Annotated in this window: 13 protein-coding genes; 7 read left to right on the top strand and 6 right to left on the bottom strand. The window is 64.4% G+C overall.

Going from position 1 to position 13878, the window contains the following annotated elements; all coding sequences use genetic code 11:
• Positions 1 to 82: 82 nt before the first annotated feature.
• Positions 83 to 313 carry a hypothetical protein gene (locus N2603_RS09330; protein WP_260388496.1) on the bottom strand — a complete coding sequence of 77 codons (231 nt, stop codon included), beginning with the start codon at positions 311 to 313 and terminating at the stop codon, positions 83 to 85.
• A 123-nt stretch (positions 314 to 436) separates the two neighbouring features.
• Here N2603_RS09330 and N2603_RS09335 point away from each other — a divergent pair, with 123 nt between their 5' ends.
• From N2603_RS09335 to N2603_RS09360, 6 genes are all read left to right on the top strand, one after another.
• A complete protein-coding gene (locus N2603_RS09335) occupies positions 437 to 1609 on the top strand; it encodes an ABC transporter ATP-binding protein (RefSeq protein ID WP_260424168.1) in 1173 nt (390 codons plus the stop codon).
• Positions 1606 to 2520, top strand: a complete 915-nt coding sequence (locus tag N2603_RS09340) for an ABC transporter permease (RefSeq protein ID WP_018641542.1) — start codon at positions 1606 to 1608, stop codon at positions 2518 to 2520. The genes N2603_RS09335 and N2603_RS09340 overlap by 4 nt, the downstream gene beginning before the upstream one ends.
• 4 nt (positions 2521 to 2524) lie before the next feature.
• Positions 2525 to 3337 (top strand): ABC transporter permease, encoded by an 813-nt coding sequence (locus N2603_RS09345; protein WP_260424169.1) that lies wholly within the window; start codon positions 2525 to 2527, stop codon positions 3335 to 3337.
• Between the two features lie 15 nt (positions 3338 to 3352).
• Positions 3353 to 3850 (top strand): DUF6622 family protein, encoded by a 498-nt coding sequence (locus N2603_RS09350; protein WP_260388497.1) that lies wholly within the window; start codon positions 3353 to 3355, stop codon positions 3848 to 3850.
• A gap of 120 nt (positions 3851 to 3970) precedes the next feature.
• Entirely contained in the window at positions 3971 to 4954 is a 984-nt protein-coding gene (locus N2603_RS09355) for a TRAP transporter substrate-binding protein (protein ID WP_425248978.1), read from the top strand.
• Between the two features lie 14 nt (positions 4955 to 4968).
• On the top strand, positions 4969 to 6996 hold the full coding sequence (locus tag N2603_RS09360; protein ID WP_260388498.1) for a methyl-accepting chemotaxis protein: 2028 nt from the start codon (positions 4969 to 4971) through the stop codon (positions 6994 to 6996).
• On the opposite strand, the gene N2603_RS09365 is transcribed toward N2603_RS09360, so the two are convergent.
• The 5 genes from N2603_RS09365 to N2603_RS09385 all read right to left on the bottom strand — a co-directional run bounded on the left by N2603_RS09365 (position 6997) and on the right by N2603_RS09385 (position 12669).
• Positions 6997 to 7989, bottom strand: a complete 993-nt coding sequence (locus N2603_RS09365) for a hypothetical protein (protein WP_260388499.1) — start codon at positions 7987 to 7989, stop codon at positions 6997 to 6999.
• A 116-nt stretch (positions 7990 to 8105) separates the two neighbouring features.
• Positions 8106 to 8957 (bottom strand): carbohydrate ABC transporter permease, encoded by an 852-nt coding sequence (locus N2603_RS09370; RefSeq protein ID WP_018641536.1) that lies wholly within the window; start codon positions 8955 to 8957, stop codon positions 8106 to 8108.
• Entirely contained in the window at positions 8954 to 9826 is an 873-nt protein-coding gene (locus N2603_RS09375) for a carbohydrate ABC transporter permease (RefSeq protein ID WP_018641535.1), read from the bottom strand. Before N2603_RS09375 ends, N2603_RS09370 begins: the two co-directional genes overlap by 4 nt.
• A gap of 99 nt (positions 9827 to 9925) precedes the next feature.
• Complete coding sequence (locus tag N2603_RS09380) at positions 9926 to 11311, bottom strand: ABC transporter substrate-binding protein (RefSeq protein ID WP_020607807.1); 1386 nt, start codon at positions 11309 to 11311, stop codon at positions 9926 to 9928.
• Between the two features lie 377 nt (positions 11312 to 11688).
• Positions 11689 to 12669 carry a LysR family transcriptional regulator gene (locus tag N2603_RS09385; RefSeq protein ID WP_260388500.1) on the bottom strand — a complete coding sequence of 327 codons (981 nt, stop codon included), beginning with the start codon at positions 12667 to 12669 and terminating at the stop codon, positions 11689 to 11691.
• A gap of 117 nt (positions 12670 to 12786) precedes the next feature.
• Here N2603_RS09385 and N2603_RS09390 point away from each other — a divergent pair, with 117 nt between their 5' ends.
• The gene (locus tag N2603_RS09390) at positions 12787 to 13860 is read left to right on the top strand and encodes a 4-oxalomesaconate tautomerase (protein WP_260388501.1); all 1074 of its coding nucleotides are present in this window, start codon (positions 12787 to 12789) and stop codon (positions 13858 to 13860) included.
• Positions 13861 to 13878: the final 18 nt, after the last annotated feature.

Below are 13878 nucleotides of genomic sequence, written 5' to 3' on the forward strand. Positions count from 1 at the left end.
GCGCTCCATCCGGGCTACGGGACCGCAATGTTGGCTAGAATGAAATCGAGGTCGGCCGGCGTCGGGAGCGTGTAGCGGAGTTTCACAGTCCGTGCTTGGCCCAAGTCGCTCGGACTTGCGCTTCGGTTGCGACTTCACCCCGTTTAGTCGCCGCCTTGGATGCGGCAATCGCCGACCTTTCATCATCCGAGAGGATGACGGGCGCAGATGCTTCCTCACCGGCGAGCTGCAGCACGACCCGAGCGATGTCGTCCTGTGCATCCGTCGGCAGACTGCGCGCGATGTCCAGGGCGTGATCCAGCAACTTGGTCATGTCGCGATCATACGCCCTTTGACGTCCGGCATGAAGGCCTATCTGGGATGATCTCCCCCCGAACCGGTTGAGCAAAGGCCAATCGGCCGCTAGCGTGCGGCGGAATCGGGGTTGGCAGGGATCATGGCGGAAGAGTTGCCCGGAAGGGATGTTCAAGCGGATGCAGCCGGCGGAGATATGCTTCCAGCGGCGGGGCAGCCGCTGCTGCGCATCGAGGGCGTCGCCAAGACCTTTGGGACGTTCCGGGCTGTGGACGGCGTGTCGCTCGACATCAAGGCCGGCGAGTTCTTCGCGCTGCTGGGCCCCAGCGGTTGCGGCAAGACCACGCTCTTGCGCATGCTCGCCGGCTTCGAGGCGCCGGACGAGGGGCGCATCCTGCTCGGCGGCAAGGATATCGCGCAGGCGCTGCCGCATGAGCGCCCGATCAACATGATGTTCCAGAATTACGCGCTTTTTCCGCACCTGTCGGTGCGCGACAACATCGCCTTCGGCTTGAAGCGTGCCGGCATGGCGCGCGCGGACATCGCTACCCGCGTTGGGGAAATGGTCGCGCTGGTGAAGCTCGATGGGCTGGAAAAGCGCAAGCCCGACCAGCTGTCCGGCGGCCAGCGCCAGCGCGTGGCACTCGCCCGCGCCCTGGCGCGCCGGCCGCAACTCCTGCTGCTCGACGAGCCGCTCGCAGCCCTCGACAAGAAGCTGCGCGAGAGCATGCAAGGCGAGCTGATGGAGCTGCAGCGCCGGCTCGGCATGACCTTCATCATCGTCACTCATGACCAGGAGGAGGCGATGACGATGGCGAGCCGGATCGGGGTGATCAAATCAGGCAAGCTCGCCCAGATCGCGCCCCCGCGCGAGCTCTACGAGGCACCGCGCTCGCGCTGGATCGCGGAGTTCGTCGGCGACATCAATCTGTTCGACGGCGAGTCCAGATTGCGCGACGGCCATCGTCTGGTCATTGGCACGCGTGATGCGGGTACGCTGGTGGTGGCCGAACCGCGCGAGCCGGTCGGCGCGGGAAGGTTCGCGGTCGCGATCCGCCCCGAGAAGGTCAAGCTGTCGCGCCGCGGCCCGGTGAGCGAGGCCGGTCGTGAGACGGCGATCAACCGGCTGGACGGCGTCATTGCCGATATCTGCTATCTCGGCGGCACCACCACCTACAAGGTGAAGCTCGATACCGGCGGGATGCTGCAGGCTTCGGTCGCCAACAGCGCACGCACCGACGTCGACGCGTACAGCCTGAATCAGAACGTCGTCGCCTGGTTCACGCCCGACGATTGCGTGGTGCTGCCGTCATGAGCTCCCGCCGCATCTTCGCACGGCCGGCGCGCTTCGCTGCGATCGCGCCCTATGTCTGGATGGCGCTGTTCTTCCTGGTGCCGTTCGCCTTCGTGCTCAAGATCAGCCTGTCGCAGACCGCGATCGCGCAGCCGCCCTACGAGCCGGTGTTTGATCTGACTGCAGGATGGGAAGCGCTCAAGGCGGCCTTTGCAGCGCTCTCGATCGACAATTTCAAACTGCTCGGCTCCGACGACATCTATGTCTTTGCCTATGTCCGCAGTCTCACCGTTGCCGTCACGGCGACCGCGCTGCTGCTCCTGATCGGCTACCCCATCGCCTATGGCATGGCGCGATTGCCAAAACGCTGGCAGGCGGTGGCGATGGTGCTGGTGATCGTGCCGTTCTGGACCTCGTTCCTGATCCGCATCTATGCCTGGATCAACATCCTCCAGCATGACGGCCTGCTCAACCAGATCCTGCTGGCGCTGCATCTGGTCAGCCAGCCCGTGGTGTGGCTCTCCACCGACACCGCGATGTATATCGGCATCGTCTATTCCTATCTGCCGTTCATGATCCTGCCGCTCTACGCCACGCTCGCGAAGATGGAGCCGGCGCTGGAGGAGGCGGCCTCCGATCTCGGTGCGCCGCCGTGGCAGGTATTCTGGCTCGTCACCTTTCCGCTGTCCTTGCCCGGCGTTGGCGCCGGCGTACTCTTGTGCTTCATCCCGATCGTCGGCGAGTTCGTGATTCCGGATCTCTTGGCCGGCTCCAATTCGCTGATGATCGGCCAGACCCTGTGGCTCGAATTCTTCACCAACAAGGACTGGCCGGTCGCCTCCGCCGCGGCCATCGTGCTGCTCGTCGTGCTGCTGGTGCCTCTCTTGCTGTATGAGCGGCTGCAGAAGCGGCAGCTCGAACAGGGGCGCTGAGATGATGCGCAAGGTCTCCCGCCTGTCCCGCTTCAATATCGCCTCGCTGGCGCTCGGGCTGGCGTTTCTCTATTTGCCCATCCTGATCCTCGTGCTCTATTCCTTCAACGCCTCGCGTCTGGTGACGGTGTGGGGCGGCTGGTCGCTGCGCTGGTATCGCGATTTCTTCAACGACCGCGCCATGATCGAGGCGGTCTGGATGAGCCTGAGGGTCGCGGTCGCCTCCGCGACCATCGCCACGCTGCTCGGCACACTCGCGGCGGTGGCGCTGTCGCGCGGCGAGCGCTTTCGCGGCCGCACGTTGTTCTCCGGCATGCTCTATGCGCCGCTGGTGATGCCGGAGGTGATCACCGGATTGTCGCTGCTGCTGCTGTTCGTGGCGCTGAACGCCGAGCGCGGCTTCTGGACGGTGACGATCGCCCACACCACGCTGACGATGTGCTTCGTCGCGGTGGTCGTGCAGTCCCGCCTCGGCTCGCTCGATCGCTCGCTGGAGGAGGCGGCGATGGACCTCGGCTGCAACCCGGTCCGCGCATTCGTCGCCGTCACCCTGCCGCTGATCGCGCCCGCGATCGTCGCCGGTTGGATGCTGGCGTTCACGCTGTCGCTGGACGATCTCGTGATCGCGAGCTTCACCACCGGCCCCGGCTCGGCAACGCTGCCGATCCGGATCTATTCGGAGGTGCGGCTCGGGGTGAAGCCCGAGATCAACGCGATCTGCACGCTGGTGATCGCCCTGATCGCGGTCGTCATCGTCATCGCCTCGCTGGCCTCGAAACTCTCGAGCTCGCAGGGCGAGAGCGCCGCGCCGCTGTAGGAAGGGAGACGGGCCATGATGTTCACCTATCAGGTCCTGATCCACACGCCGCTCTGGGTTTGGATGCTACTGGCTTATCTTGTTTGGCAGGGCATCAAGGCGATGCAGCCGCGCACGACATCGATCTGGCGGGCGTTGATTGTGCCGGTCGTGTTCATCGTCTGGGGCGTCTCACGGATCGGCCTCGGACATCAGGACAGTTCATGGCCGATGGTCGCCTGGACCGCGGCCGCGCTTGCGCTGTTGCCGGTCGGCGTACTGACGCCGCGTCCGTTCGACGTGGATCATAAGACAGGCGAGATCATCCGTCCCGGCAGCAACTTCGCCTTGATCCGCAATCTCATCGTGTTTGTCTTGCAATACGCGGTGGGTGTGATTTCGGCGATCGATGCCAGCGACCGCACGCTTGCGATCATCATCGGACGTGCCGTCTCCGGCGCCACCGCCGGCTATTTCATCGGCTCGACCATCGCGCTGCTGGTCGCGTATCGACGCAAGCGCGCGGAGGAATGATCGGCGCAACCGAACTGCAGGGTGAAGCCGAACGCCTGTGGTGCTCAGGCACCGCCTGACATAGTTAACAATTCATATAGCTTATCTGGCTATCGTCGCCTTGCTTGGGGAAGAGGGGCGATGAAGCGGCTTTATATTGGTGTGGCCAGCACGGTTCTGGCGTTACTCTGTCTTGCTGTTCAGCCGTCGGCCGGTGCGACGCAGATGGTGTCGCTCGTGTACAACGGCTCGCCGCAGTCGCCGCAGCAGATCGGCTCCGACGAATTTCGCCGCAAGCTCGCCGAGATCGCACAGGGCCGTGTCATCCTCGATGAACGCGCTGGCAACGCGATGGGCAGCGAGACGGCGATCCTGGCCGCCATGCGCAGCGGCGTGGTGGACATGGCGACGCTGTCGGGCTCGGTGGTCAGCTCCGCTGTGCCGGAGTTCGGCGTCTTCGACGTGCCGTTCTTGTTCCGCGATGCGGCGCAGGCCAAGGCAGTCGCAGAGGGCCCGGTCGGCGCGCTGTTCGCCAAGCATTTCGCCGACAAGGGGTTGGTGCTGCTCGCGATCGGCAAGCAGGGCTTTCGCAATGTCACGAATTCGAAGCGGCCGATTCATTCGCCTGCGGACCTCCGCGGCCTGAAGATCCGCGTGCTGCCGAACGAGGTCTATCAGATGACCTTCAAGGCGCTGGGCGCCGAGGTCGTGCCGATGGAGTTCACGCTGGTCTATTCCGCGCTGAAGGACGGTCGCATCGACGGGCAGGAGAACCCGGTCGCGACGATCGCCGCCAGCCATCTCGAGGAAGTGCAGAAATATGCCAGCCTGACCGGCCATTTCTTCGCGCCGATCGCCTTCGTCGCCAATCGCGAGGTGTTCCAGGCCCTGAAGCCCGCCGACCAGGCCGCCATCATCGCCGCGGCCAAGGCCGCTGCGGAGGCGACCTGGCAGAGTGGCGTCGCGGAGGAGACGAAGAAGCTGGAGGAGCTGCGCAAGGGCGGCATGGAGATCATCGAGAAGGTCGATCGCCAGCCCTTCATCGACGCCGTGAAGTCCCTGGAGCCCGAATTCGAGAAGCGCTTCGGCAAGGATCTGCTCGCCCGGATCCGGGCTACGCCGTAATCGCGGGAAACATCATGAACCTGTCATTGCTTCTGTCGCGCATCGGCATCCGCCCGCGTATCTTCGGCGGCTTCGCGCTGGTCCTGGGTTTCCTCTGCGTGCTGGCGCTGCTCGCCGTCATGCGGCTGTCCGAGATCGGCGGCACCGTCGGAGAGCTCGTCACCAGCGCCGATGGCGATGCCGGCATGGCGAGGGTGCACGCCGCGCTGCTCTCGTCGAATGTCGCGGTCGAGAAATTCGTCCGCACGCGCAATCTCGGCGACCGCGATAGCGCCACGAAGGCGATCGACGGCTTTGGCCAGACCTTCGACCAGGTCGACCAGCAATTCGCTCGCCTGCCGGCGATTGCCGCTGGCCGGAGCGCGCTGGTGGACGCGCTTGGCACCTATCGACAATCCTTCACGGCGGTCGCCGCCGCCGTCGATCGTCTGCGCGCCGCCAGCACCAAGAGCGAGGCGCTCGGCGCCTCGGCAGGCCTCGCAGTCGGCGCGATCAATGTGACGCTCGCCAACCAGCCCGACCGCCTGCTCCAGCCGCTGCGCCTGGCCGGCACGGTGGATGCGATACGCGTGGCGATGCTGCGTTTCACCATCACCCAGGCCCAGGTCGACGCCGACGATAGCGGGCTGACGATCGGCTATGCACTGGCCGCGGTGGCCGATAGCGAGGCGGAGATCGCCGATGCCGAGGCGCCGCGATTGAAGAATCTGATCGCGGCCCTGAAGAAGGTGCTCGCCGATCAATCGGCGACGCTGAAGGAGCTTGCTGCCGCGATGAGCGAGCTGCGCAAGGCGCAGGGCGATCTCGTCAAATCCAGCAGCGCGATCGATGCCAAGGCGGCCGAGATCAGCCGGGCCCTCGGCGCAACGCGCACCGAGCAGAGCCGGCGGACGGCTGGATCGGTCGAGCAAACCCGCAATCTCGTGTTCACGGTGGCCATTGTCGCGCTCGTCCTGGGCGCATTGCTGGCCTGGCTGATCGGACGCAGCGTTTCGCGCCCCATCGGCCAGATGACCTTGCGCATGCAGAGCCTTGCGGCGGGCGAACTCGACGAGGCGATCCCGGGCGGCGGGCGCGGCGACGAAATCGGTCACATGGCCGGCGCGGTCGAGGTATTCCGCCAGAGTGCACAGACCGTCCGGCGCATGGAACAGGAGTCTGCCGCGCAGCGCGCCGCAGCCGAGACGGAACGCGCGGCCATGATGACGCAGCTCGCCGACCGCTTCGATCGCGGCATGGAGGGCGTCATTGGCGGCGTCTCGAGCCGTGCCGAAGAGATGGGGCAGAGCGCCGGAAGTCTTGCGCGAGTCGCCGAGCGGGGGCGCTCGCTTGCCGAGCAGGTCGCCGCGACATCGGCCCAGGCGTCCTCGAATGTGCAGACCGTTGCGGCGGCGACGCATCAACTCGCCGCCTCGATCAAGGAGATTTCGAGCCAGGTGGCACGCTCCGTATCGGTATCGGATCAGGCCAAGGAGGAGGCCTCGCGCACCGAGGCGCTGATGCGGGCGCTGTCGGATTCAGCCGAGCGGATCGGTACCGTGGTCCAGCTGATCCAGGCGATCGCGAGCCAGACCAACCTTCTTGCGCTCAACGCCACGATCGAATCGGCACGGGCCGGCGATGCCGGCAAGGGTTTTGCCGTGGTCGCCAACGAGGTGAAGAGCCTCGCAACCCAGACCGCGCGCGCCACCGAGGAGATCGCAGGGCTCGTCGCCGAGATCCAGGGCTCGACCGGACAGTCGGTCGCTGCGATCGGCCAGATCGGAAGAACCATCGCCGAGATGACGGAGATCGCGACGACGATTGCCTCCGCCGTCGAGGAGCAGGGGGCCGCAACCAGCGAGATTGCGCGCAATGTCGAGCAGGCCGCGAACGGGACAGCGGCGGTCACCGACCAGGTCGGCGCCGTCCGCACCGTGGCCGGCGAGACCGATGCCGGCGCCGAAGCCGCACTCACGGCCGCCTCGGCCTTGCAGGATCAGGCACGCGCGCTCAAGAAGGACGTGGCGGAGTTCCTGCAGACCGTGCGCAAGGCGGGGTGATCAGCGCGACCGGGGGGCTCGTTTCGAGGCTTTTGTGCCGGTAGAGCGCGACCGCGTCGTGGTCACCACGACGGGCCCGACGTAGCGCGCGCGCACTGTGCCCTGGATAGCGGATCCAAGCTGGCGCAGCGCAAGGCTGTTGAGCGGAAATTCCAGCAGGATATGGATCAGGCTGAGCGCCAGCAGGAAGGTGAAGCCGAACGCATAGTCGTAGAAATACAGCGCGGTGGACGCCGCGCTGGCAGCGGCCATCGCCGCCAGCCGCGCCTTCGGCACCTCAGCCCAGCGGATCACGTCGGCTTTGATGAACCAGTTGAGGTAGTGATAGGTGTAGACGAAGGCGAGCAGGCTGGTCAGCCTGGTGTCGAGCACGAGCCCGGGCACGCCGAACAGCCGGCTAAGTGCCGGGCCGACATTGCCGAAATAGTCCTGCCCGACGCGCGCAAAGCTCGCGATCCGGATTTCGGCGGCCGGCGGCAGCAGCAGGATCGTGGCGATTGCGACGAGGTAGATCACCACCAGCGCGGCCTGCACGCGGCTGCCGGACCGATAGGCGCCGAGCACCATGAAGATCAGCGTGAACAGCGAGACGTGGATCAGCGTCGGAATCAGGATGCCGATGACGGCGAGCGACGATCCGCTCGAATACATGATCGCGGACAGCGCGATCGCCACCATGAACAGCAGCATGCTCTCGATCGCTGTGGCGGTCGCCGCCAGCATGGCGCAGACGACCAGCGCGCTCCACATCGCGAAGCCGAACCACGAGGCGTTGTCGATCAGCGCGGCGACCACGGCGACGATGGCCAGGACCACCGCAATCCCGCGGTGAGGCAGGTAGTAGCTGCGGTCGTGCAGCCACGAGATCTCGGTGAAATAATGCGCGGGGCCGAGCACGACATAGGCCAGCAGCAACAGCTCGAACGGCACCAGATACGCGGCCGCGAGCGCCAGCAGCATCAGGCCGAGATGGATCGCGTCGTTGCTGCGCATGCTGCCGTGCCCCGTAACATTGGGGCACGGAGGTTAAAGCAGGCGCAGACAACTCGCAATTGCTCGCGTTGTCGCTCAAGCGCTGTGCTTGCGGCGACCCGGTGCGTCCTGTCGCGTCAGGACTTCACCGCACCCGCCGTGAGCCCGCCCACCATGTAGCGGCGGAAGGCGTAATAGACCGCGGCCGGCGGCAGCGCGTAGATGAAGCCGGTGGTCATCAGCAGCTCCCACGGCGAGTCGTCGGCGGCGAGGAAGTTGCCGAGCGCGACGGGGAGGGTGATCTCGCGGTCGTTCGACAGCAGCAGGAACGCGTAGAGGTATTCGTTCCAGGCGAGCAGCACCGCATAGGTACCGATCGCGACCAGCGAGGGCATCATCAGCGGCAGATAGACCAGGCGGAAGATCTGCAGCGTGGTGGCGCCGTCCATGACCGCGGCTTCATCCAGCTCCACCGGCAGCTTGTCGGAGGCCTGCTTGAGCACCCAGATCGCGTAAGGCGAGGCGATCGTCACCATGGCCAGGATCAGCGACCAGTGATTGTTGAGCAGGCCGTAATTGCCCATGGTGCGATACATCGGCACCGCGAGGAACGCCGCGGGGATGAAATAGGTGAAGAGCGCGAGGTTCAGCACCATGCGCCCGCCCGGCACCTTCAGCCGCGAGATCGAGAACGCCGCGGCCGTGGCGATGAACAGCGTCAGCACGCCGACGGCTGCTGCGATCAGCGTCGAATTCCAGAACTGGACGTAGAAGTCGCGCAGGAAGTAGTGCTGCTGCTTGAACACGATCTCGAAGTTGTGCAGCGTCGGATGGTCCGGCCACAGCTTGCCCGAGAACGCGTCCTCCTTGGGCGAGATCGCGAACAGGAACATGTGGTAGATCGGGATCATCGTCCACAGGAAGACGGGAATGCCGATCAGGAGCAGCCGCGCTTCCGTCGCGACGTCACGGAGAGAGGGAAGCTTCATCGCGACAACCGTTTCATCATGAAGTACACGAGCGGCAGGACGAACGGCATCGCGCAGACGATGGAGGCCATCGCGAGCGAGAGCTGGTCGAGCCGGAGATAGCGGATACCGAGCGTCGCCAGCACGTGCGTGAGGTCGGCCGGGCCACCGCCGGTGAGGAGGTAGACGCTGTTAAAATCGCCCAGCGTCCAGATCATCGAGAGCAGCGTGCAGGTCACGTAGAGCGTCTGCATCGACGGCCAGGTGATGAAGCGGAATTTCTGCCACCAACTCGCGCCGTCCACTTCGGCGGCCTCGAACAGGTCGTGCGAGATCGCAAGGCGTCCGGTGATCAGGATCAGCGTCCAGAACGGCAGCGACTTCCAGATGTGCACGCCGATCGCCATGCTGAGCGCCACGGCCGGGTCGTTCAGCCAGTTCGGGCCGTCATCGCCGGTGAAGGAGAAGATCAGGTGGTTGATGACGCCCCATTCGGGATTGAACATGAAGCGCACCGACAGGATGGTCGGGATCGACGGCACCGCCCAGGGCAGGATGAAGATCACCGAGAGCCATTTGATCCAGGTGCGCTGCATGGCGAAGAAGCCGGACAGGAACAGCGCGATCAGCATCTTGATGTTGATGCCGATGACCAGGAAGATCAGCGTGTTGACTGCGGCACGCGCAAAGATCGGATCGTTGTACAGTGCGACATAGTTCGCGGGGTCCCGCGCCAGCCACAGCCCGTAGCAGACGGGATAGACGACGAAGGCAAGGAAGACCAGCAGATAGGGCGCGAGCAGAATAATGCCCCAGACCTGCGCCGGGGTCAGCCGCGACGACAGGGGCGGGCCGGGGAGTGCCTGATCGCCAGAGAGCGTGATCGCCATTCTTTTCGGACTCTTTGAAAGGACTTCCGGCCGCACGAGGCGGCCGGTGTTAGCGTTTCGCCTCTCCCCGCGAGATGCGGGGAGAGGAAGGGATATACCTTAACCCGCGACCTGCTTGATGCGGGCGATCAGTTCGTCGACGGCTTTGTCGACAGGAACCTTCTCGCTGACGACGCGGTTCATCGCCTTCGCCCACACGTTTTCGTTGTTGAGGATCGTGAACTTCCAGTTCTTGGTGAAGTCGAACGCCGCGGTGCCACCCTTGAACTGCGCATAGACGGCCTTGCGGTGCTTGTCAGCCTGCCAGAACGGGCTTTCCTGGCTTTCCTTCGTCACCGGGAACCAGCGGCCGAGTGCGCCCTCGATATAGGGACGGACGTTTTCTTCCTGGAGCAGGAAGCTGATGAACTGCTTGGCCTCGGCCTTGTTCTTGGCCGCGGTGAAGATCAGTCCGGTCTTGACGTCGGAGCGGTAGCGGATGGTCGAGCCATCAGGCGCCTTCGGGAAGGACGCCGTGACGATGTCCTGCTCGTAGGCCTTCTTGCCGGCGTCGCGCTGCTCCTGGGTCAGGGCCTGGTTCTGCGAGTCCTCGAACCACTTCGCCGCGATCGAGATCGTGAAGTTGTGGGTCATCACGATGGTCTTGTTGTGGAAGGCGACGTTGTTGTCCGGGTCCTTCCAGGTCGTCGAGGAGGGCGGCGTGCAGCCCTTGATGTAGGTGTCGGTGTAGTCCTTCATCGCCTTGATCAGGTTCTCGCGAACCGTGGGATCGTCGACCAGGAGCTTGCCGTCGTTGTCGACCAGCTTGACGTGGTAGGCGTCCATGAAGGTGTAGAACGACTGGAAGGCGTCGGTGGATTCCACGCCCATCGGCTGGCCGACGGCGTAGATGCGCTGGCCGGTGGCCTTGCGGATCGCCGGCTGCACCTTGTCGCACCAGAACGTCCAGTAGCCCGTCCAGTCGTTCGGGATGTCGCTCTGCTTGAAGCCGGCCTTCTCCAGCATGTCGTTCCAGATCTGGACGTGCATGCTCTGCTGCTTCAGCGGGAAGCCGTAATAGGCCTTCTTCTTGGCGACGTCGTTATAGAGGATCGAGGCGTCCAGCGTGTTCTGCACGAACCGGTCCTTGATCGGCTCCATGACGTCCGAGAGGTCCTCGAGCTTGCCCTCATAGGCCCACTTGCCCTGCGCCTGCACGTCATAGGAATCGGAATAGGCCACATCGGGGACGGTGCCGGCATCGAGCGCGGCAACCGTCTTCGGAATCATGTCCTGGATCGCGTATTGCGACAATTCGACCTTGATGCCGGTCTTGGCTTCGAATTTCTTGATCGTATCGATCAGCGCGTCGTCTTCGGAGCGATAGAAGCCCTTGCCCCACCAGACCGTAATCGTCTTCTGCTGCGCAAAGGCGGGTGCAGTGACCGCGAACAGCCCAACCGCAGCGACCGCCAGTGACACTGCGCCAATAACCTTGGATCTCACGTTTTTCTCCCTCAAACGGCCGGTGTTTTTAACCGGTCGTGTAAAACACTAGCGCATGGCGGAGAGCCGATCTAGCGGCATCTTGTCAGACCTAGGTCGTGGGCCTTGCGCCGGAGGAGATGCTTAACGTGCGCATCGATCCAATCGCCGCATCAATTCGCGGCAATTAATTCGGGTTCTGCGTTCTGATCGCGTGACCATGCGCAATTCCATACCTGCTCGCGACCGGCGAAGCCGGGCTTTGTAAGCGGTATGAAGACTGAACGCAACGCACTTGGCCGGCCACCACGCTGCTGCGGCCGGAGGAGCCGAAATGCCGGCGGGGCTGATCCGAGGAACTTCCGTGTCGACGGGAACAGCGCTGCGCCGACGAGCTATCAGCGTTTCTCCTTCCGGCCCGCCGAAACGGCATTCGAATTTGCCTGAGCGGATCGGGGCCGCGGCTTGTCTTGCCCGCTCGTCCCGGAAGGCGTGTGCCAGGCCTCGAGGAGCATCTTGAGAAACTGGCTCGCATGAGGAGATAGTGTGGCCCCGTGCCTGCGGACGATTCCGATCGTCCGCGACACTTCCGGCTCGTTCAACCGAATGGTGTGGATGATGGGATGACCGGCCGCTGGCGTCGCAAGCCTCGGCAGCACCGCGATGCCCAGTCCCGCTTCGACGAGGCCGAGGGAGCCGGAGAGGTGAGCGACTTCATAGGACCAGTTCAGCTGCAGGCCGTGCCGCGCCAGCGCATTGTCGATCAGCGCGCGATTGCCGCTGTTGCGACCGACGGTGATGACCCGGTGCGGCACGATCTCCGACCAGGTGACCTGTTTGCGCGATGCCAGCGGATGGTCATGACGGCAGGCCAGAACGAAAGGATCCTCGACCAATTTCTCGAACTCGATTTCGGCATGTGACGCACCGATGAAATTGATGCCGAAGTCGGCTTCTCCGCGCGCGACCGCTTCCAATCCCTCATTGGCGCCGATGTCGAGAATTCGGATGCGAATGCGTGGATACGCTTCGGCAAACCGGCCGATCGCACGCGGCAGGAAATAGAACACCGCTGTCGGCACCGCAGCCACCGAGACGAGGCCCGAACTTCGCGCGCCGATATCGTGGATGGCGAGCACCGAGGTCTCGAACTCGTCGATGAGGCGGCGCACCTTCGGCAGGAAATCACGGCCGGTCATGGTGAGATTAACGTGGCGCGTCGAGCGTTCGAGCAGCGGCGCGCCGAGACCTTCTTCCAGTTTCTGGATGCGCCGGCTGAGCGCCGGCTGCGACAGGTTCAGCGCCCTGGCGGTTCGGACGAAGCTTCCCGTCTCCGCCACGGTGATGAACGCCTTGAGGTCGAGTAGTTCCGCGTTCATTGGCCGGTCTCCATTATATCGATAATCGGAATAATACCTCAGATATTTGCATTTCACAAAAGAGTTCTGGCGGTGAATGTTCTGGTTCGTGCGAATTGTCGCCGACGGAAGAGCTCCATGAACGATCAGATTGCCATTCCCTGTGTGGTCATGCGCGGAGGCACCTCGCGGGGGCCATTTTTCCTGGCCCGCGATCTTCCCGCCGATCCGAAACTGCGCGACGCGATCCTGCTGTCTGTGATGGGAGGGGGGCACGATCTTGGAATCGACGGGATCGGCGGCGGCAATGCCGTCATCAACAAGGCCGCGATCATTGGACCGGCATCGGTGCCCGGCGCCGATGTCGATTACCTGTTCGCCCAGGTGCGTGTTCGTGAAGGCATCGTCGATACCTCACCGAACTGCGGAAACATGCTGGCGGGGGTGGGGCCATTCGCAATTGAAGCCGGTCTGGTCGCCGCCGCCGTAGATCGCACCCATGTGCGCATCCACAACGTTAACACCGGCAAGCTGATTGACGCGACCGTGCCGACCCCCGCAGGGCGCGTGACTTACGACGGCGAGGCGCGGATCGACGGTGTGCCGGGAACGGCCGCGCCAATCGAACTGTCGTTCCCCAACGCGGCCGGCGCACGCACCGGTCGTCTCCTGCCCACTGGACGACCGGTCGATCGCATCGAAGGGATCGATGTGACCTGCATCGACGCGGCGATGCCCGTCATGCTGGTCCGCGCGGCGGATCTGGGATGGACCGGCCGCGAGGCTCCCTCGGACTTCGCCGACGGCGGATTTCGCGCGCGACTCGAAGCTCTGCGGATCGAGGCTGGACGGCGGATGGGCTTTCCGGATTCCGCGAACATGGTGATCCCGAAGCCGGTCCTGATCGCGCGCGGGGGTGAGGCGACGTTGAACACCAGGTACTTCATGCCGCATGACTGCCATAGCGCGCTGGCGGTGACCGGCGCGGTCGCGATCGCGACGGCGTGCGTCACGCCAGGGACGATTGCAGCAGAGATGGTCGGACCACTGGCGCCCCCGCTGCCGGTCACCCTTGCCCATCCCTCCGGCCAGCTCGTGGTTCGGCTGGAGCCCGGCCCGGTTGCCAGGGTGCTGCGGACCGCCCGGCGAATCTTCGAGGGCCACGTCTTCGCCCGTCGATCGCACGTGCCTCATTCGGTGCTGGCGGCCTGAAGCCCGCCGCTTCCGAAA

This window comes from Bradyrhizobium huanghuaihaiense, from assembly GCF_025200885.1.
Lineage (GTDB): Bacteria > Pseudomonadota > Alphaproteobacteria > Rhizobiales > Xanthobacteraceae > Bradyrhizobium > Bradyrhizobium huanghuaihaiense.